The sequence below is a fragment of the Flavobacterium sp. JAS genome (genome assembly GCF_020991455.1).
Lineage (GTDB): Bacteria > Bacteroidota > Bacteroidia > Flavobacteriales > Flavobacteriaceae > Flavobacterium.
Window position 1 is genome coordinate 205,541 of the sequence record NZ_JAJMOX010000011.1, and the last position, 19,878, is coordinate 225,418.

17 protein-coding genes are annotated in these 19,878 nt (G+C 33.9%); 12 read left to right on the forward strand and 5 right to left on the reverse strand.

Going from position 1 to position 19,878, the window contains the following annotated elements:
• Positions 1-8 precede the first annotated feature (8 nt).
• The gene (locus tag LPB88_RS17840; protein WP_230716999.1) at positions 9-3,140 is read right to left on the reverse strand and encodes a TonB-dependent receptor; all 3,132 of its coding nucleotides are present in this window, start codon (positions 3,138-3,140) and stop codon (positions 9-11) included.
• Between the two features lie 937 nt (positions 3,141-4,077).
• On the opposite strand from LPB88_RS17840, the gene glp reads away from it, so the two are divergent.
• The 9 genes from glp (at position 4,078) to moaA (ending at position 11,600) form a co-directional block, all read left to right on the forward strand.
• Positions 4,078-5,250, forward strand: coding sequence for a gephyrin-like molybdotransferase Glp (gene glp / locus LPB88_RS17845; protein ID WP_230717000.1), 1,173 nt, complete (start codon positions 4,078-4,080; stop codon positions 5,248-5,250).
• Between the two features lie 164 nt (positions 5,251-5,414).
• Positions 5,415-6,161 (forward strand): sulfite exporter TauE/SafE family protein, encoded by a 747-nt coding sequence (locus LPB88_RS17850; RefSeq protein ID WP_230717001.1) that lies wholly within the window; start codon positions 5,415-5,417, stop codon positions 6,159-6,161.
• A gap of 216 nt (positions 6,162-6,377) precedes the next feature.
• On the forward strand, positions 6,378-6,950 hold the full coding sequence (locus LPB88_RS17855) for a molybdenum cofactor guanylyltransferase (RefSeq protein ID WP_230717002.1): 573 nt from the start codon (positions 6,378-6,380) through the stop codon (positions 6,948-6,950).
• 5 nt (positions 6,951-6,955) lie between these two features.
• Positions 6,956-7,747 (forward strand): uroporphyrinogen-III C-methyltransferase, encoded by a 792-nt coding sequence (gene cobA, locus LPB88_RS17860; RefSeq protein ID WP_230717003.1) that lies wholly within the window; start codon positions 6,956-6,958, stop codon positions 7,745-7,747.
• Positions 7,747-7,983: a MoaD/ThiS family protein gene (locus tag LPB88_RS17865; RefSeq protein ID WP_230717004.1), complete on the forward strand. Its 237-nt coding sequence runs from the start codon at positions 7,747-7,749 to the stop codon at positions 7,981-7,983. Before cobA ends, LPB88_RS17865 begins: the two co-directional genes overlap by 1 nt.
• A 10-nt stretch (positions 7,984-7,993) precedes the next feature.
• On the forward strand, positions 7,994-9,064 hold the full coding sequence (moeB, locus tag LPB88_RS17870) for a HesA/MoeB/ThiF family protein (protein WP_230717005.1): 1,071 nt from the start codon (positions 7,994-7,996) through the stop codon (positions 9,062-9,064).
• A gap of 197 nt (positions 9,065-9,261) precedes the next feature.
• Entirely contained in the window at positions 9,262-9,699 is a 438-nt protein-coding gene (locus LPB88_RS17875) for a molybdenum cofactor biosynthesis protein MoaE (RefSeq protein WP_230717006.1), read from the forward strand.
• Positions 9,692-10,606, forward strand: a complete 915-nt coding sequence (gene moaCB / locus LPB88_RS17880) for a bifunctional molybdenum cofactor biosynthesis protein MoaC/MoaB (RefSeq protein WP_230717007.1) — start codon at positions 9,692-9,694, stop codon at positions 10,604-10,606. The genes LPB88_RS17875 and moaCB overlap by 8 nt, the downstream gene beginning before the upstream one ends.
• Complete coding sequence (gene moaA / locus LPB88_RS17885; RefSeq protein ID WP_230717008.1) at positions 10,593-11,600, forward strand: GTP 3',8-cyclase MoaA; 1,008 nt, start codon at positions 10,593-10,595, stop codon at positions 11,598-11,600. The genes moaCB and moaA overlap by 14 nt, the downstream gene beginning before the upstream one ends.
• 103 nt (positions 11,601-11,703) lie before the next feature.
• On the opposite strand, the gene LPB88_RS17890 is transcribed toward moaA, so the two are convergent.
• A complete protein-coding gene (locus LPB88_RS17890; protein WP_230717009.1) occupies positions 11,704-12,339 on the reverse strand; it encodes a hypothetical protein in 636 nt (211 codons plus the stop codon).
• Between the two features lie 246 nt (positions 12,340-12,585).
• Here LPB88_RS17890 and LPB88_RS17895 point away from each other — a divergent pair, with 246 nt between their 5' ends.
• From LPB88_RS17895 to LPB88_RS17905, 3 genes are read left to right on the forward strand one after another with little or no spacing between them, the layout of a single operon-like run.
• Positions 12,586-13,005: an SRPBCC family protein gene (locus LPB88_RS17895; protein ID WP_230717010.1), complete on the forward strand. Its 420-nt coding sequence runs from the start codon at positions 12,586-12,588 to the stop codon at positions 13,003-13,005.
• Positions 13,002-13,448 (forward strand): EVE domain-containing protein, encoded by a 447-nt coding sequence (locus tag LPB88_RS17900; RefSeq protein WP_230717011.1) that lies wholly within the window; start codon positions 13,002-13,004, stop codon positions 13,446-13,448. The genes LPB88_RS17895 and LPB88_RS17900 overlap by 4 nt, the downstream gene beginning before the upstream one ends.
• 14 nt (positions 13,449-13,462) lie before the next feature.
• Positions 13,463-13,921, forward strand: a complete 459-nt coding sequence (locus LPB88_RS17905; RefSeq protein ID WP_230717012.1) for a MarR family winged helix-turn-helix transcriptional regulator — start codon at positions 13,463-13,465, stop codon at positions 13,919-13,921.
• A gap of 55 nt (positions 13,922-13,976) precedes the next feature.
• On the opposite strand, the gene LPB88_RS17910 is transcribed toward LPB88_RS17905, so the two are convergent.
• The 3 genes from LPB88_RS17910 to LPB88_RS17920 all read right to left on the reverse strand — a co-directional run bounded on the left by LPB88_RS17910 (position 13,977) and on the right by LPB88_RS17920 (position 19,877).
• Positions 13,977-15,407 carry a rubredoxin gene (locus LPB88_RS17910; RefSeq protein WP_230717013.1) on the reverse strand — a complete coding sequence of 477 codons (1,431 nt, stop codon included), beginning with the start codon at positions 15,405-15,407 and terminating at the stop codon, positions 13,977-13,979.
• A gap of 91 nt (positions 15,408-15,498) precedes the next feature.
• The gene (locus tag LPB88_RS17915) at positions 15,499-19,017 is read right to left on the reverse strand and encodes a nitrate reductase (RefSeq protein ID WP_230717014.1); all 3,519 of its coding nucleotides are present in this window, start codon (positions 19,015-19,017) and stop codon (positions 15,499-15,501) included.
• A gap of 236 nt (positions 19,018-19,253) precedes the next feature.
• Complete coding sequence (locus LPB88_RS17920; RefSeq protein ID WP_230717015.1) at positions 19,254-19,877, reverse strand: bifunctional 2-polyprenyl-6-hydroxyphenol methylase/3-demethylubiquinol 3-O-methyltransferase UbiG; 624 nt, start codon at positions 19,875-19,877, stop codon at positions 19,254-19,256.
• Between the last annotated feature and the right edge of the window lies 1 nt (position 19,878).

Here is a 19,878-nt window from a genome sequence, read left to right on the forward strand (position 1 = left end):
TTTTTTACTTAGAAAGTTACGTTCAAGCCCGAAATGAATGTTTTGGAATTTGGATAAGAACCAAAGTCAATTCCCGGATATAAGTTGTTTTGTTCATAAGAGCTCACCTCTGGATCAAAGCCTGTATATTTTGTCCATGTAATCAGGTTTTCCGCCGATACATAGAATTTGATACTTTTAGTTCCCAGTTTAGACGAAAGGCTTTTAGGCAGTGTATAACCAAGAGTGATTAGCTTTAATCTCAAGAAAGAAGCATCTTCGACATAACGTTCAGAAACGATTCCTAAAGGAGAACTTGAGGCTCTTGGGATTTCATTGCTTGGATTTGTTGGTGTCCAGCGATCATTAAGCGTTGATGCAGCATTTGTACCAAGAGTTGAAATTTCTAATTGCTGATTTAGTGCATTAAATACTTTTCCGCCATAAGATCCCTGAAAAGAAAAATTAAGATCAAAATCATGGTAAGAAATTGTGTTGCTGAAACTTCCAACAAATTTTGGCTGAGAGCTTCCAAGATTTCCTTTGTCAAGTGCTGTAATTACACCATCACCGTTAGTATCAACATATTTTCTGTCCCCAACTTTAGTATTGGCAAGACTGTTTATTTTTGGTTGTGTATTAACTTCTTCCTGAGTCTGGAAAATACCCGCGGTTCTGTATCCCCAGAAAGTTCCCAAAGGCAATCCTACTTTTACAGTTACAGGTTGTTGCTGTAATAATGAACCATTAGGAACTACCGGAAAAAATTGGTCAACTCCGTTTCCTATAGAAACTACTTTATTTTTATTGGCAGAGAAAACAAAGTTAGAATTCCATGAAAAGTTTTCTGTTTTGATGTTTTCCGTAATCAAACCAATTTCGATCCCTTTATTCTCAACACCTCCAATGTTTTGAAGCACTGTGGCATATCCAGAAGTCAACGGAATTGGAACATTGATTAACAAATCTTTTGTTTTTTTATAATAGACATCAAAAACAAAATTGATTTTTCGATCTAATAAGGATAAGTCTAAACCAATATTATATTGATTGGTTTTTTCCCATTTCAAATCAGGATTTGCCAATCGGGTAGGAGCTAATCCAGTTTGTAAAGTTCCTCCAAAAGCGTAGTTTACAGAACCCATTTGAGCAAGAGAAAGGTAATTTCCAATTTCCTGATTTCCGGTTGTTCCCGCGGTAATTCTAAGTTTAGCTTCGGTTACACCTTTAATGTGGTTTGCAAACTCTTCATCGGTAATATTCCATGAGAAACCTGCTGACGGGAAATAACCCCAAAGTGACTCAGATCCAAATCTTGACGAACCATCGGCGCGAGTTGATAATGTAAAATTGTATTTCCCTTTATAAGAATAATTTACTCTGGCCAACCACGATTTCAAAACACTTTCGAATGCATCGCTATAAGGTTTCACCGGTACACCATCTTGCAAAGCATTGTAGGTATTAGAATCATTAACAAATGTTTGAGCACCTGCATTAACAACTTCACCTTGTGTGTACTGAAGCGTATATCCACCCAAAGCCGAGAATTTATGATTTTCACCAAAGTTGGTATTGTAGTTCAACGTATTTTCATTCAATACAGAACTTACCAATCTGTCTCCAACAGATGCTAAACCTTTTGTTCCCGCACCGTTTGTGGTATTTGCCGGAGCATAATAATTTTGTTTGGTGTTGATAACGTCACCGCTAACGGCAATTTTTGCAACCAGTTTTTTAGTGATTTTGTATTCTCCAAATAAACTCGTCAGGATTCTATTGATTTTAGTTTCATTGGTTGTGTTTTCCAAATCATTAACTGGGTTGGGAATATAGCCATTAACCGATGTTGCGTAAGGATTGTTTGTTACATTATAACTTCCGTCAGCATTTTTAATAGATACTACGGGGGCCGTTAATAAAGCCGTAACAATAGGATTTGGCTGTCTGCCGGAACTTCCTCCGCCATTTGTTCCTATTCCATTTGCTACTGAATTACTGTAATTGGCATTTACACCAAATTTAAATGCTTGAGAATAGTTTCTTTCGTAATTGGCACGAAGCGAAATACGCTTAAAATCAGATCCAATCACAACACCTTCCTGATCAAAATATCCTGCCGAAACTGCGTATCTTGAACGATCATCTCCGCCCGAGAAGGTCAATTGATGATTTTGAACCGGTGCTGCAGTTCTAAAAAGTGCATCCTGCCAGTCATAACTTCCCGAAGTTTTAAAAGTCTCAATTTGAGCCGGAGTAAACGACGGTGCCTGACCAATGCTTGCCTGAACATCATTACGTAAACTAGCCCATTGCGAAGCATTCATGATATCCAGTTTTTTTGAAACTGATTGCACTCCAAAATAGCCTTGATACGAGATATTATCCTGTCCTTTAGTTCCTTTTTTAGTCGTAATAAGTACAACACCATTTGCACCACGAGAGCCATAAATTGCAGTTGCCGAAGCATCTTTCAAAACTTCAATAGATTCAATATCACCCGGATTTATAGTCGATAAAACATTGACAGTCGCACCTGCAAAAGAAACTCCCGCAGTACTGTTGCTATTGTCATTATAAATTAAAACTCCATCTACAACATACAGCGGTTCGTTACCGGCTGTAATAGAGTTTCCGCCTCGAATACGTACACTTGACGAAGCTCCCGGACGCCCGGAACTTTGTGTAACTACCACTCCAGGAATAGCACCACGCAACAGATTATCTGCAGATGAGGTAACTTGCGATAAATTAGCTTTTGGAACCGATGCTACAGAGCCAGTAATATCTTTTCTCTTTTGAGAACCATAACCTACAACTACTAATTCATCCAGTTCCTGACGTTCTTCTTTTAAGTTGATCGTAACAGGGTTTTTGTCAACAATTATTTCGGTTTTTTTATATCCAATGTAAGTTACTATTAAAGTGTAAGGAAATTTTTGACCTGTTTGAAAATAAAATTTTCCTTCAGCATCTGTCTGAACTCCGTGTGTTGTACCTTTAATAATAACAGAAGCACCTATAACGGGTTGATTTGTAACATCATCAACAACAGTTCCGTCAAGTTTAGATTGTATAAGCGGAGTGGTATCTTGGGCATTAATTCCTGCTGACAGCAGAAGGAGAAAAAGCAATGAGTATATGTTTAATTTTTTTTTCATTTCTTTGTAATGGTTTTAAGTAATTAACAAGGCGCCTTGAAAGTTGAATTTTCAACTCTCTAATGGTATTCTTGATTTAGTGATAAATGTTCTTTAAGCCTTGCCATTTCTGTTGCCGCAGAAATGGCTTTTTTTATTTACAGCAGCAGCTTTGCATCTTTTTCATTTTAGTTTTGTTTTAGTTATTAGTCATTTTCTTTTAATTGTATAGGTATGGTTTCAAGTATCTTTTTAATACAGATTAATGCATTAAACAGACTTTTGTTATTTTCAGTAATAAGGTATTTTTGATATATAAGAGATTCGATTTTTAAATCTGATTTGTAAATAAGGAAATCAGATAACGAATAAATTGTGGTGGGAATTAGCAACAGAAGCACATATAACATAAAGTGTTATAAGTATAGTTTTCAGGAAGATTGTTATACGATATGCTTGTGGTTGTTTTCAAAATTTAGTTTTTTTGGTTTCAAATATTATTTTAAACTCTACTAATCCTATAGACAAAGTTAATTTTAATATAATAAAATCCAAAAATTTCAGAAGTTTTTTTTTCAGAGGGAGGCTTCTGGTACATTTTAAACTGAATTTCAAGTATTTATATTGCTGATTATTAATCAATTAAATGTTTTAGTTCTATTTGAATAATTGTTAAAAAAGCATTGCTGAAAAACATTAAAATGTAGTATTTTTTACTTGGTTTTTTATTTGTTAATTGCTTTGAGAAAAGTAAAATGGAGCCTAAAACGTCTAGAGAAGTTCAATTTTAAATTATAAAGATGAATTTTAATCCAAAACTACATTCCTTTTTAAAGTTGATTTTGAAGAAATTAGACTAATTTTATAGATATTAAAATAAATTGAAATTTTTTATTCATCCTATTAGTAAATACTTATATTTGTAATAAGTATTTTTACTTAGTTTATATTTTTAAAAATGATACAAGTTAGTGAAGCTTTAAAGATTGTGGCCGAAAACAGTTCGAATATGCCCGTTCAAAAAATACTAGTTCGTAAAGCACTGGGATTTGTTTTGGCAGAAACGCTGTATTCTCCAATTGATATGCCGCCGTTCCGTCAATCGGCAATGGATGGATATGCTTTTATTCACAGCGAAAGACATCAGTATGATATTGTTGGTATTTCGCAAGCCGGTGATCATTCTAATGTAAACCTGAATCCAAACGAAGCTGTCCGCATTTTTACAGGTGCTTTTGTGCCTCATAATGCTGATACTGTAGTAATGCAGGAACATGTTATGGCAAATGATAAATCGATTTTGATTACTAACATGCCAAAACAGTTTACTAATGTTCGAAATAAAGGAGAACAAATAGGAAAAGAAGATGTTGTCTTTGAGGCTAATACCTTAATTACACCTGCCGCAATTGGTTTTTTAGCTTGTTTAGGAATTACCGAAATTGAAGTTTATAAAAAGCCTAAAGTTGCCATTTTAGTAACCGGAAATGAATTGGTAAAACCTGGTAAAAAACTGGGTAAAGGAAAAATTTACGAAAGTAATTCACTTATGCTGGAGGCAGCGCTTCAAACAATCGGAATTAAAAAAATAAAAGTTAATAAAGTAAAAGATAGTCTGAAAGCGACTAAAAAGGCACTTAAGAGCATTTTAAAAAAATATGATATAGTTTTAATTTCCGGTGGAATTTCTGTTGGAGATTATGATTTTGTAAAAGAAGCTTTATTAGAAAACGGAGTGGAAGAACTGTTTTATAAAATCAATCAAAAACCAGGGAAGCCAATGTTTTTTGGATCTAAAAAGGATACTTTAGTTTTTGCATTGCCAGGAAATCCAGCTTCGTCACTAACTAATTTTTATGTTTATGTTTATCCGGCTATTAAAAACAGAATGGGATTTTCTGATACACATTTGCCAAAACTGGTCCGAAAAATAAATTCAGGTTTTACCAATACAACGGGAAAAACATTGTTTTTAAAAGCAATATATGACGAAACGCATGTAACGGTTTTAGACGGACAAAGCTCAGCAATGCTCAATACATTTGCAATGGCCAATAGTTTATTAATCGTTCCAAATGACACCGAAACAATTAAAAAAGGTCAACTAGTAACATTATTACCAATTGATTAGAGATAATTAGAAAATTAGTCAATTAGGAAATTAGATAATTTGAAAATGAAATGTAAAATGCGGTATGTAAAATTAAACACACAGCATAAACTCGAAACAAACAAAACATGAAACAGACAGTATAAACTTGAAACTTGAAACAAAATAAACCTGAAACAAAAAAAATGCAATTACTTAGTTCCGAAAATATTCTTTTATTCAGTATCGCTTTAGTAGTGATAGCCTTCTTGTATTCGAGTGTTGGACACGGCGGAGCATCGGGATATTTGGCTTTGATGACCATTTTTGCATTTCCAATTTCGGTAATGAAACCATCGGCCTTATTACTGAATTTGTTTGTTTCGAGCATTTCATTTTTTTTTTATTATAAGATGAATTATTTCAAGCCTAAATTGTTTTATCCTTTTGCAATAGCCTCAATTCCGGCAGCATTTATTGGCGGTTTTATTACATTAGATAACACGATTTATAAAATTATTTTAGGAATAGTCTTGGTTTTTGCGGCGCTTCGATTGTTCGGAATATTTAATTTTAAAGAAAAAGAAGCAGTTGTAATAAACATTCCGTTTGCCTTGACAATAGGATTTATTATTGGATTATTATCCGGAATGTTGGGTATTGGCGGAGGAATTATTTTGAGTCCGATTCTATTGTTTTTAGGATGGGCTTCAATCAAGGAATCAGCGGCGATTTCGAGTTTATTCATTTTTGTGAATTCATTTGCCGGAATCATGGGATTCTTTTTAGGAGGAAAAACAGTTCCGACAGAAAGTTTTTACTTGGTTCCGATTGCTGTTTTAGGCGGTGTTTTGGGAGGATATTATGGCAGCGGTTATTTCTCTAATAAAACACTGAAAATTGTTTTGGGAACCGTGATTTTAATGGCAAGCATAAAATTGATTTTTCCTTGAAAGTAATAAATTTGAATTAACCGCAAAGTACGCAAGGTTTTGTAAAAGCAGTTTATAGAAATAGCAAAGTAAAGTTCGCAAAGCTTTGTATTTATTCAGCTTTGCGAACTTAATTTAAAACACACCAAATGAGAAAAAAACTTAGCGCACTTTGCGGTAAAATTTTTTCTCATTTAAACCTGAAACAAAGAAAACCTGAAACAAAAAAGTTTAATCATGGAAACACTAACAGTATTTATTCTTTGCGGCGGAAAAAGCTCCCGAATGCAATCAGAAAAAGGATTGGTTCTGTTTCAGGATAAACCTTTTATAGAACATATTATACAGGCAATTTTGCCTATTACAGATAAAATAAAATTGATAACGGCGACTAAAGAATATGATTATTTACCGTATCAGAAAATACCCGATATTGTTTCACATAAAGGTCCGTTGGGAGGAATTTATACGGCATTGACATCTTCTGAAACCGAGTTTAATTTGATTTTGAGTTGTGATATTCCGTTAATTTCAACTGGATTATTATCAGAGTTAATTTCAAAACATAATGACGTAGCCGAAATTACGGTTTTTGCTTCAGAAAGCAGATTACATCCTTTAATTGGAATTTATTCTAAAAAAGTAATACCAGTTATCAAAAGCGCAATTGATAACGACGAACTAAAAATGATAGATTTACTGGCGAAAATTCCCCATCAAATCATCAATATTGACGAAAGTGAAAACTTTCATTTAACCAATATTAATTCGGTTGACGAATTAAATGACCTGAATATCAATTTAAGTTAAAAGTTATGCGAAATTTTAAAACACCAAAATTAACGATTGTAGGCGCAGGTCCGGGTGATGTTGAATTGATTACCTTAAAAGCAATAAAAGCATTAGAAGCTGCAGATGTTGTTTTATACGATGCATTAGTCAACGAAGAATTATTGCAATATGCGACAAACGCAGAAATTGTTTTTGTGGGCAAACGTTTAGGATGTCATGCTTACACACAAGATCAGATCAACGAATTGATAGTTTCGATGGCCAATCGGTACGGTCATGTAGTGCGTTTAAAAGGTGGTGATCCTTTTATTTTTGGAAGAGGAAGTGAAGAAATTGAATATGTAGAACAATACGGTGTAGAAACTGCTATTGTTCCTGGAATTTCATCTGCTTTAGGCGTTCCGGCTTCGGTTGGAATTAGTTTGACACAACGCCAGATTGCAGAGAGTTTTTGGGTAATTACCGGAACAACATCTAATCATGAATTGTCTAAAGATATTCGTTTAGCATCAAAATCGGCTGCGACCGTTGTTATTTTAATGGGTATGCATAAATTGGATGAAATTATCGCTATTTATCAGGAGAACCGCACGGATGATTTGCCTATTGCAATTATTCAAAACGGAACAAAAAATACAGAACAAAAAGTAGTTGGAACTATAAGTTCGATTACTAAATTAGTATCCGAAAATAAAATATCATCTCCGGCAATTATTGTGATTGGAGAAGTCGTAAAAAATACTTCAAGATTAACTTCTTATTTTCAGGAGCATTTTGATGATGAATTTATTTTTCAGAATTTAAATTTAAAATAATGATTGAGATTAAATATTTTGGAGCTGTCGCAGAAAAGACAAAATGCGCTTTCGAAAAAGTATCTTCTTCTGAGGTTTCACTGCAAAAATTATTGCGGGATCTTGAGATAAAATACCAATTTGAATCACTTTCTTTTAGCGTTGCGGTCAACCAGAAAATAGTGCCAAAAACAACAGACTATAAATTGCAAACAAGCGATGTTGTAGCTTTATTGCCTCCTTTTGCAGGAGGATAAATGAATTTTTATGAATGATTCAATACGTTATAATCGACAAATAATTCTTCCGGAAATAGGAGAAAACGGTCAGCAAAAATTATTAAAAGCAAAAGTTTTAGTAATTGGCGCAGGCGGTTTGGGCGCTGCTATTTTGCCTTATTTGGCTGCGGCCGGAGTGGGAGAAATTGCAATTGTTGACGATGATGTTATTGAAGTTTCGAATTTGCATCGTCAGGTAATTTATAAAAGTTCGGCAATTGGAAAACATAAAGTTGACGAAGCTAAATTGATGATTACCGAATTGAATCCAACTATAAAAGTTGAGACAATTGCAGAAAAATTATCAGGAAAAAATGCCATTTCATTATTTGAACAATATGATATTATTGTTGATGCAACAGATAATATTGCCATAAAATATCTGATTAACGATGCCTGTATAATTACAAATAAACCAATGGTTTATGGATCTGTTTTTAGATTTCAGGGTCAGGTATCGGTTTTTAATTATCAAAACGGACCAACATACAGGTGTTTATATCCGGATGAAAACACACAATCTGCCAATTGTGAAGATGCAGGAGTAATAGGGATTTCAGTTGGAATTATTGGAATGCTTCAGGCGAATGAAGTTATCAAAATGATTCTGGAAATAGGAGAGGTGCTAAGTGGTAAAATACTAGTTTATAATATTTTGAATAATGAACAGCAAAAATATGATTTTGAGAAGAACACTAATATTGTAATGAATTTAGAAGCTTTTCAGAAAAAATATAATGCAGTTGAAAATCAGATTGAAGAAGTTGCGATTGAAGAAATTTTAAATGAAATTGATAATGATGAGGTTCTTTTTCTGGATGTTAGAAATGCAGAAGAAGTTCCAAAGATTAATTTCAAAAATGGATTTCAGATTTCATTGTTGCATTTAGAAAATGAAATCAAAAAATTGAATCCAAATCAAACTATTTATGTGTATTGTCAATCGGGAATCAGAAGCAAAATAGCTGTTGAATTATTACAAAAGCATCAATTTAAAAATACAAAAAGTATTACTGGCGGTGCTTTAGCATTAATGCAATTAGTAAAAGAAAAAGTATAGCCACAGATTGCACAGATTAAAATGATTTTTTTGAAGATTGTGCAAAAAAATGTTCGCCACGAATCATACGAATTTTCACTAATTATAAAGTTTGAATTTTTGTAACCAAGATAAAAAATTAGTGAAAATTCGTGTAATTCGTGGCAAAAGAAAAATCATTTTAATGAATATAATCTGTGGCAAAAAAAACATAAACAATGAGTAAAAATGTATTTGTAGAAGGACCAATTTCTCCTGAATTTATAGCTGAGTCGATCGCTAAACACCAATCAAAACATACAATTGGTGCGCATAATATTTTTCTGGGTCAGGTTCGTGCTGATGTTATTCATGACAATACGGTTGTAGCAATTGATTATTCGGCATATACGGATATGGCGAACGAAGCTTTGTATGCAATTCGTGAAAAAGCTTTCGCTAAATTCGACCTGACTTGTATGCATATTTATCATAGTTTGGGCGTGGTAAAAGCGGGTGAAATTTGTTTGTTCGTATTTGTTTCGGCAACACGACGCAAACAAGTTTATGAAGCCACAGAAGCTATTGTAAACTGGATAAAAACTGACGTGCCAATTTTTGGTAAAGAAATGTTTGAGAACGATACATTCACTTGGAAACAAAATAATAATGGTTGATATTACGCATAAAATAAACACATTAAGAGCCGCAACGGCAACAGCAATTGTCAAAGTAAGTAAGCAGGAAACAATTGATGCTGTGGTGAATAATTTGGTTCCAAAAGGAAATGTGCTTGAAATGGCAAAAACTGCCGGATTGTTTGCGGTAAAAAACACGCATTTATCAATTCCGGATTGTCATCCAATTCCAATTGAATTTACTTCGGTAGAATATAAAATTGAAGGTTTAACTATTGAAATTATTTTCAATGTAAAGACCGTTTACAAAACCGGAGTTGAGGTTGAGGCTATGCACGGCGCTTCGATTGTAGCGTTGACAATGTACGATATGTTGAAACCAATTGATAAAGAAATTGAAATTTCGACAATTAAATTGATCAATAAAGAAGGCGGGAAATCGTCTTTCAAAAATAAATTTCCGAATACGATAAAAGCCGCAGTTTTTGTTTGTTCTGATTCTATTTTTGCAGGTGATAAAGAAGATCGTTCCGGAAAAGTAATAGTAGAAAAATTAGATGCCTGTGGCGTCGAAACAACGCATTACGAAATTATTCCTGATGAAATTGATATTATTCAGGAAAGAACTAAGGCTTTTGCCAAAGATAATCAGTTGGTTATTTTTACTGGAGGAACGGGATTATCGCCAAGAGATGTTACACCGGAAGCTTTGTCACCATTGTTAGAAAGTAGAATCCCGGGAATTGAAGAAGCGATTCGTAATTACGGGCAACAGCGTATGCCGTATGCCATGTTATCCAGAACGGTTGCGGGAACATTGGGTAAAAGTTTAATTTTGGCTTTGCCTGGATCAACAAACGGAGCCAGAGAATCTATGGATGCGGTTTTTCCACATTTATTGCACGTTTTTCATATTTTAAAAGGAAAAAATCATGACACCCTCTAAAACCATTTTAACGGATGATTTTGGGCGAAAACACAATTATTTGCGTATTTCGTTACTGGAGAAATGCAATTTGCGTTGTACATATTGCATGCCTGCTGACGGAATCGCATTGTCTCCAAAAGCCAGCTTAATGACGGCAGATGAGATTTTTGCTTTGGCTCAGACTTTCGTAGAAAATGGGGTTGATAAAATAAGACTAACCGGAGGAGAACCTTTATTAAGAAAGGATTTTCCAGAGATTGTTTCTAAATTATCAACTTTAGAAATCTCTCTTTCAATAACGACAAACGGTATTTTAATTGACCGTCATATCGATATTTTGAAGCAATCTAATATCAAAAAAATTAATTTGAGTTTAGACACTTTAATTGCTTCTAAATTTCATTCGATAACACTTAGAAATCAGTTTGAAAAAGTAATTGATAATTTACATTTATTGCTGAATAACAATTTTCAGGTAAAAGTAAATGTGGTTTTGATGAAAGGCTTTAATGAAAACGAGATAATTGATTTTATTAAACTAACCGAATTTCTTCCGCTTTCAATTCGTTTTATTGAGTTTATGCCCTTTGCCGGAAACGAGTGGGACAGAAGTAAAATGGTATCACAAAACGAGATATTATCGCAAGTAGAAGAAAGTTTTTCTTTGGATAAAATTCAAAAGCTGGAAGACGAAAAACACTTCACAGCCAGAACGTATAAAATAAAAGGTTTTCAAGGCGATTTTGGAATTATAAGTTCTATTACAAATCCGTTTTGTGATGGCTGCAACCGAATCCGCTTGACGGCAAACGGAAAAATAAAAAACTGTCTTTTCTCTAATTTTGAGACGGATCTGCTAACGCCTTTTAGAAACGGAGAATCTATTACAGATTTGATTTCAGAATCAATCAAAAATAAAAAGAAAGTCAGAGCCGGAATGGTTACGGTTTCTGAAATTGACAATCCGGAACTGCATTTAGGCAATCGAAGTATGATTGCGATTGGAGGTTAAGTTTGCTCAATCTTGTGATTTCTCGTTCCTCGAAATGACAAACTAAAAACTAAATCATAAAAAAAAGGTTCAACTTAATTCTAAGTCAAACCTTTCTTTGATATTATTTTTTCTTTTTAGCTTTTGCCTTTTTCTGAGACTTAGCTTTCTTTTTTGCTATTTTTTTCGCTTTCGCTTTATCCTTAGCTTTTTTCGCTTTTTCTTTTTTCTTAGCGGCGGCTTTTTGTTTTGCTTTTTTAGCTTTTTCTTTCTTTTTGTCGTTTTTAGCTTTTTCTTTTTTCTTAGCTAATTTCTTTTTCTCTTTGTCCTTGTCTTTGTCTTTCACTTTTTTCTTCTTTTTATCTGTTGATTTATCTTTTTTAGCGTCAGTTACTTCGTCAGTTTTGATTTCTGATGCTGCGTCTTCCTTTTTTTCTCCTTTTTCTCCGATAATAACTTTTGGAGTGGTTATTTCTTTTGGTTTTTCAGTAGCAGCAGGAGTAACTTTTCTTGCCGGTGCAGTCCTTGTTCTTTTAACCGGAGTAGTTGTGACACTTTTTACTGTAGCAACCGGAGTCTTTTGTACTGCAGGCGCAGGTGTTTTTTTAACTGCTGGTGTTGCAGTTTTTTTTACGGTTGCAGCAGGAGTTCTTTTTACTGGTGCAGTTTTTTTTGCAGTCGGCTCTGTTGGAGTAACTGGTTCTACAGGCGTAGTTACAGGAGTTTGTTCAGGACTGTTTTCTGATGTTGGTTGTGTCATATCTTACAATTTTTTATTAATAAAACATTCGACATTTAGTTAATCTCCATGAAGTCAGATTAGGAGGTTAATAAATTGTTAACTGTCGGTTACGTAAATGTAAGTAATTTAAAACTATTCCAATGTTAAGTTTTTCTATGACTGATATTAAGGAAATAAAAATATTCTGAAAAAAAACATAAGTTTTTTTATTTATTATATGTGTACTTATTATATTTGTACTTATTAATTTTAATTTAAAAGAATATGTGGTCGAAATCTCATTCTGTAACAACAAAATCTGTAACCAAAGAACAAATGTGGAATCTCTTTGCAGATGTAAATAATTGGCATACTTGGGATACTGGTATTGAATATGCCAAATTAGAAGGTAAATTTGAAAAAGGAAATCACTTTTTACTTAGACCAAAAGGTGGTCCAAATGTAAAAGTAGAATTACTGGAAGTTCTCGAAAATAAAAGATTTCTTGATGTAACGAATTTCCCTTTAGCCAAAATGTATGATGAACATCTATTTGAAGAAACTCCTGATGGATTAAAAATTACAAATAGTATAACTGTAAAAGGATTATTGGGTTTTCTTTGGGTGAAATTAGTAGCGAAAAAAATCGTTGATAATTTACCAATTGATGTTCAGGAACAGATTAAAGCAGCTTCTAAGTTATGAGAGCAAAAAAGTATTGGATAGCAACAATCTCAAAAGAACATACACAAAGAGGAGTAAATGGCGGATTTATTCAGGTTTGTCATGGAAAAGAAGCTCCTTTAAAACGAATGCAAAAGGAAGATTGTTTATTAATATACTCTTCAAAAATAACTATGGAAGGAAATGAAAAGTGTCAGGCTTTTACGGCTCTGGGAAAAGTCATAGATGATGAGGTTTACTCCTTTCAGATGACCGAAAATTTTGTACCTTTTAGAAGAAATATTCAATTTGTAGAATGCAATGAGGTTTCAATAATTCCGTTAATCGAAAATCTTGAATTTATACCCAATAAAAAGTCTTGGGGATATCCGTTTCGTTATGGTTTCTTTGAAATCAACGAAAATGATTTTAACTTTATAACTTCAAAAATGATTTGTAAAGCAAGCATTGTTGGCAATTCATAATAAAGAAAGTAAAAATGAGTACATCAGAAGATAATACATTTAGTGTTGAAAAACCAGAAGAAAGTTCTGGTTTTTTGTTGTGGCAAGTAACCAATCTTTGGCAGCGCGAAATCAAAAAAGCATTGGAGCAATACAATTTAACGCATTCACAGTTTGTCTTGATGGCAAGTATACACTGGCTTACGCTTCATAAACAAGAAGTTACACAAATCATACTTTCGGCACATACTAAAATTGACCCAATGACAACTTCGACGGTTTTAAGAACTTTGCAACAAAAAAAACTGATACAAAGAAAAGAACATCCCACAGACACGAGGGCGAAAGTTGTTGTACTTACCAATGAAGGAAAAGAAATTACGAAAAAGGCTATTGTAACTGTCGAAAGCTTTGATAAAAAATTCTTCTCAGTTATCGGAGTAAAAACAAAAGATTTGAATCAAAATTTGATCGAATTATTAGATCAGAAGTAAATTTTTATCAATTCTACCCAACATAATTATATTTTCATGCTGGGCGAAATCGAAACTAATTTACTAAGATTTCTAAAATTTTAAAATTACTCTTCGGAGATTCGCACAAAGAACAGCAGTAGGTTTCTGGTAAATCTGTAAATGAAATTCCTTTAGGTATACCTTGACTTTCATCTCCGTATTCTGATTTATAAAGCGTCAAACATTCCAGACATTGGTAAATATCCAGCTGCGGCTTTTCTTTTTTCTGTGAATTTTCTGTTGTTTCTGGAATAGAGTTTCCGAGTTCATCAAAATATTTCCGACTCAATTCAATTAAAATACTTGGTAATTCTAGTTTATCAATGTCTTGCGAATGAACAATGTATTCTCTCGTATTTGGGTCGAAATTCTTCGCAAATAAAACATTATAAGTATCTCTGATTTTTATGGATTCAAGAGCAGCCGGTAACTCATTTTTCTCCACAACAACCGATGTAAAGTAATGTCCGTCACGATTGTATTCAGATATTCCAAAAGTTAATCCGTATGTACTAATGTCAAATTGATCAAGTGTACGAACCAGAAAAGTTTTAAGATTCAAAGCCCATTCCATTGCAACAGGTAAATGCCAATTCAGTTCTAACAAAGAATGGCGAACATTGATTCCTTTTTTACCCAGAAATTTTTCCCATTCCAGTTTTCGATCCTTTGGGATTCCTTTTATAATAAACGATTTCCAAGGCGTGATGCATATTTTTCCAATTTTGCAATCAAAACATAAATCGCACATTTCTTTCAGAAAATCTAAATCATACAGATTATTTCTCCAGTATAATCCAAGCCAATATTGATCAATTCCCATTCTGTTCATACCTTCATAATATGGAAACGGATAAAACGGAATATTTAATGGTTTGTCAATTGTTCTGTTATTAGTATCTAAATTTTCACTGACTAAACTAAAAAGTACCTCAATATCAAGAGATTCCTCATTTGTAATTTTCTCGATTTCATAATAAAACTTGGCAATATCCCAGCTATAAATTAAAACAGGATAAACTTCCATACGATCCCATTTTGGTAAACGAATGTACAAATACCAATAGTCTTCATGTTCTGAAGCTATAAAATTTAAATGCCCTGTAAACATTGGAACCAACTGCTGCTTTGGGTCGTTTATATTGACTTTTAGTTTTGGCTGTTCTTTAAACTGCTCTAAAACGTATAAAAATTTGTTTCCGGTTAACCAATTCGTATTTCTAAAAATATCAGTTGAAACATAAGAAGAAACGATATTATTACCGCTTTTTTGATCAGGAAACACAAAATGATGCTTGCCTATTTTTTCTTTATCTAAAGATTTTAACCCTTTTGGGAAAATAATATCTTGTCTTGAACCAAAAGAAATAGAATCTAAACCCTGATCCATAGCGATATTAACTACTTCTCGTAATTCTCCCGGCGAAATAACGCCTCCTTTTACTATTAATCTCGTTAACTCCATTTCATTTAGTTTTTTTAGTTTCAGGTTTCAAGTTTCAAGTTTCTTTGGATCGTGTTTAAAACTTGAAACAAAAAAAACTTGAAACTTGAAACTAAATTTTACATTTCGCAAGTATCTCTTTGACCTCAGTTTTACAGCTTCCACAGCCTAGTCCGGCACCGGTGTTTTTACATAAATCCGTAAAATTGTTTACGCCGCTTTTAATGGTTTCTTCAATATTTCCGACTCCAACCTGACTACAGGAACAAACTAATTTTCCTAAAACAGGTTTTGCATTTGAGCTTCCTCTTAACAATGAATTTCGTTTGTCCGATAATTCGATTTTGCTTTCGATCATCGTTTTAAATTCGGCAAACTCATTTTTGTCTCCCATTAAAATTGCTCCAACAAGCAAATCATCTTTTACAATACATTTCTTGTAATAGCGTTTTTTCAGATCGGCAAAGACAATTTCTTCGTAAGAATCATCATTTTCCGGGATTTCAATATCGCCAATACTACACAGGTTAATATCTTCTAATTTTAGAATATTCATTAAAATTGAACCTTTGTAATAACTGCTAATATCGCCTGCAATAAAATTGGCCAGAATATCGGCTTGTTCTTCGGCGGCAGATGTGATTCCGAATAATTTATTGTTGAATTCTGCTATTTCGCCAATAGCATAAATATCTGGATTTGATGATTGTAAATACTGATTTACTTTTACGCCACGACCGCAGGCAAGTCCTGTTTCGCGTGCAATTTCAATATTCGGAATTGTTCCGATAGTATAAACAATCGCATTTGCAGTAATTATTCTGCCACTTTTCAAGGCGATTTCGACCTCATTCGGATTATCAGTTTCAAAAACGGTACTAACTTCATTATCAAAATAAATCTGAATATCACGAAGCTGAACTTCCTCGGCCAATAATTTACTCGAAATTAAATCCAACTGACGCTCCATCAGTCGGGAAGCTCTTTGAACGATGGTAGTTTTTACTTTTTTATGTTTTAATGCAGCGGCTAATTCCAAACCTAACAAACCTCCGCCAATAATTACAACATGTTGCTCTTCGGGCGGTAAATTAGTACTATCAAGATGTTTTTTTAAACGGTCAGCATCTTCTTTTCGTCTCACTGTAAATCGTCCGGGTAAATGAAGCTGAGCGTTTTCAGGAACAAAAGGGCGGCTTCCGGTTGCCATAATTAATGAATCGTAAGTATGTATTTCACCAAAACTATCAGTTATCGTTTTTTCATTAGCATTTATTTTATCAATCGCCACGCCGGCTTTCATGGTGATTTTTAGCTTATTTAATGCTTCACCATCTTTAACTTTCAAAAGCTGTTCCCACGTAAATTCGCCTGTCATGTATTCCGGAAGCAAAACGCGATTGTAAAACGGATTCATTTCATTAGAAAAAACAATAATTTCATCAGTCGAATTAAATTCACGATAATTTTGAATGAATCTGAAAGAAGCTGCTCCGGCACCAATAATGGCAATTTTTTGAAAAGGTTTTATATATTTGGTAATTGAAACCGTAGTGTATTTAAAATCAGGTTCCTTTGATACAGGATCAACAACTGTATTCGTTAAATTATTGGTTCTATTTAAATCATTTTCGAGTTGCTTCCCCCAATGCATTGGCAGGAAAACGACTTTTTCTTTGATAGAATCTGTTACTTTTGCTTTTACGCGAACTTCTCCATTTTTGCTGGAAACAACAACGATATCACCATTTTTAATATCGTTTTTATAAGCGTCAATCGGGTTAATTTCTAAAACAGGACTAGGTGTATGCGTCATTAATCTCGACACTTTTCCGGTTTTGGTCATCGTATGCCATTGATCACGAACTCTTCCTGTTGTTAATATAAAGGGAAATTGCGGACTTGGTTGTTCTGATGTATTTTCGATCGCTGTAGGTAAATTGAAAATTGCTTTTTGCGATGGCGTATAGAATTTTTTATCAGTAAAAAGGCGGGGAGTTCCGGGATGTCCGTAATCTGGAACAGGCCATTGAAAAGTTCCTTCGGTTTTTAAACGATGATAATTTAAGAAGGAGATATCTATATTGGTGTTTTTGGTCAGCGCGCAATGTTCTTTGTAAATTTCTTCGGCGCTATTAAAATTAAAACCATGGAAATTCATTTTTTTAGCAAAGCGAATTAAAATCTCAATATCGGGAAGAGCCTCTCCGGGCGCATTAATTCCTTTAGGCAAATAAGAAATTCGGCGCTCAGAATTGGTCATTGTGCCTTCTTTTTCTAACCAACCAGCGGCGGGCAATAATAAATCTGCATATTTTGAAGTATCTGCATTATGCGAAATATCCTGAACAACTACAAATTTAGCATTTTGCAAAGCTTTTTCGATACGACGAGAGTCCGGTAAACTCACCATCGGATTAGTGCAAATAATCCAGACAGCTTTCATTTTTCCGGATTCTAATGCTTCAAACATTTCGGTTGCCGTTAGACCGGGTTTGTCTGAAATAGAATCTATGCCCCAAAAATCGGCGACTTCTTTTCGATGTTCCGGATTTGCAATGTCTTTGTGTGCAGCGAGTAAAGTTGCCATTCCGCCCACTTCTCGTCCGCCCATTGCGTTGGGTTGTCCGGTTAATGAAAAAGGTCCTGAACCCGGTTTTCCAATTTGTCCCGTTAATAAAGATAAATTCAGTAAAGCGGTGTTTTTATCAACACCAACAGCACTTTGATTTAATCCCATCGCCCAAAGCGAAATAAATCCTTTGGCTTTACCAATAATATCTGCGGCAAGTTTTATATCGTTTACCGAAATTCCGCATAGTTTTGAGGCTTTTTCTAATGAAGTTCCTAAAACCAGGTTTTTATATTCTTTGAAATTCTCCGCATTATTCTTTACAAAATCATGATCTGCATAACCTTTTTCGATAATGCGTTTTGCGATTGCATGATATAGGATAATATCAGATCCGGGAATAATTTGCAGATGTAAATCAGCGAAAGCTGCCGTATCTGTTCGCCTTGGATCTATTACAATAATTTTTATTTTCGGATTTTTCTCTTTGTGTTTTTCAATTCTTCTAAACAAAATAGGATGGCACCAAGCCGGATTTGCTCCGGTAATCAGGAGAGTATCTGCGAGTTCGATATCGTCATAAGCAATTGGAACAGAATCTTCACCAAAAGTCTTTTTATAACCCACAACCGCCGAACTCATGCAAAGTCTGGAGTTGGTATCGATATTATTGGTTTTCAAAAAGCCTTTTACCAATTTGTTTACCAGATAATATTCTTCTGTCAAACATTGTCCTGAAATATAGAAACCGACACTATCCGGACCATGTTTTTTTATAATGGAAGTGAAAACTGCAGCAGCACGATCAAGTGCAGCATCCCAACTCACACGCTCGAGCGGATAAGATTTACTGCCGCGCATTTCGGGATATAGAATTCTGTCTGAAGTATCATTGACTACGTAATGCAAATTCATTCCCTTAGAACATAACATTCCTTTATTGACAGGATGATCTTTGTCGCCCGTAACCATCACGCCATTTTTAGCATCATTGGTTACAATAATTCCGCAGCCAACGCCACAGTAGGAACAAGTAGTTTTGATTTTGGTATTTTGCATTACAACTTTTTTTGAATACGCAATATGAATTTACTTAGTCTAAGATGATTCACGTATATTGATGTAGTACAAAAATAAGTATTTTTACGTATAAATACGTAATTTTTGAAATTTTATTTTAAGTTTTTGTATAAAAAGTAAAAAGAGGATTGTGAAAGGTAAAATGGAGGAGTATTGTATTGGTGCAGTTCTGTAGAGACGCACAGCAGTGCGTCTCTACAATGGGTATTTATATTTTATTTTTTTCTTCCAATAAATCGAATTACTGAACCTTTTCCGTTATGGAATAAACCTTCGTTCAATTCGATTTCTTTTTCTGTTAATTCAATGATTTCATAATTTGGAAAATCAGCTTGGATTTCTTCGATAGAAAATAAGGATTCAATATCTTTTGGTCCGCCAACTTTATCGTTTATGGCAAGATATTCTAAATGTTTTTTGCTGAAAGCTTCAAAAATGATGATTCCATCTTTGCGTAAATAAGTTTCAAGAGTTGTATGAATGGCTGATTTTATTTCTGCCGGAAAATGAGCATAAATTAATGCAATTGCATCAAATTGTTCGGTGTGATAATCTAATGTTTCTAATTCTCCAACCTGATAATCAATAGTTACATTGTTGGCTTTGGCAAGTTTTAAGGCTTTGTTTTTTCCTTCTTCGCTGATATCAAAAGCCGAGACTTTCCAGCCTAGTTTGGCGGCATAAATTGCATTTCGACCTTCGCCTTCGGCAGGAAAAAGAATTGTTCCGGTGTTTAATTTTTCTATTTGTTCTTTAAAGTAATTGTTGGGTTCTTCGCCATACGCAAATTCTTCATTGCTGTAGCGATCGTTCCATCTTTCAGTCCAGGAATTGTTCATT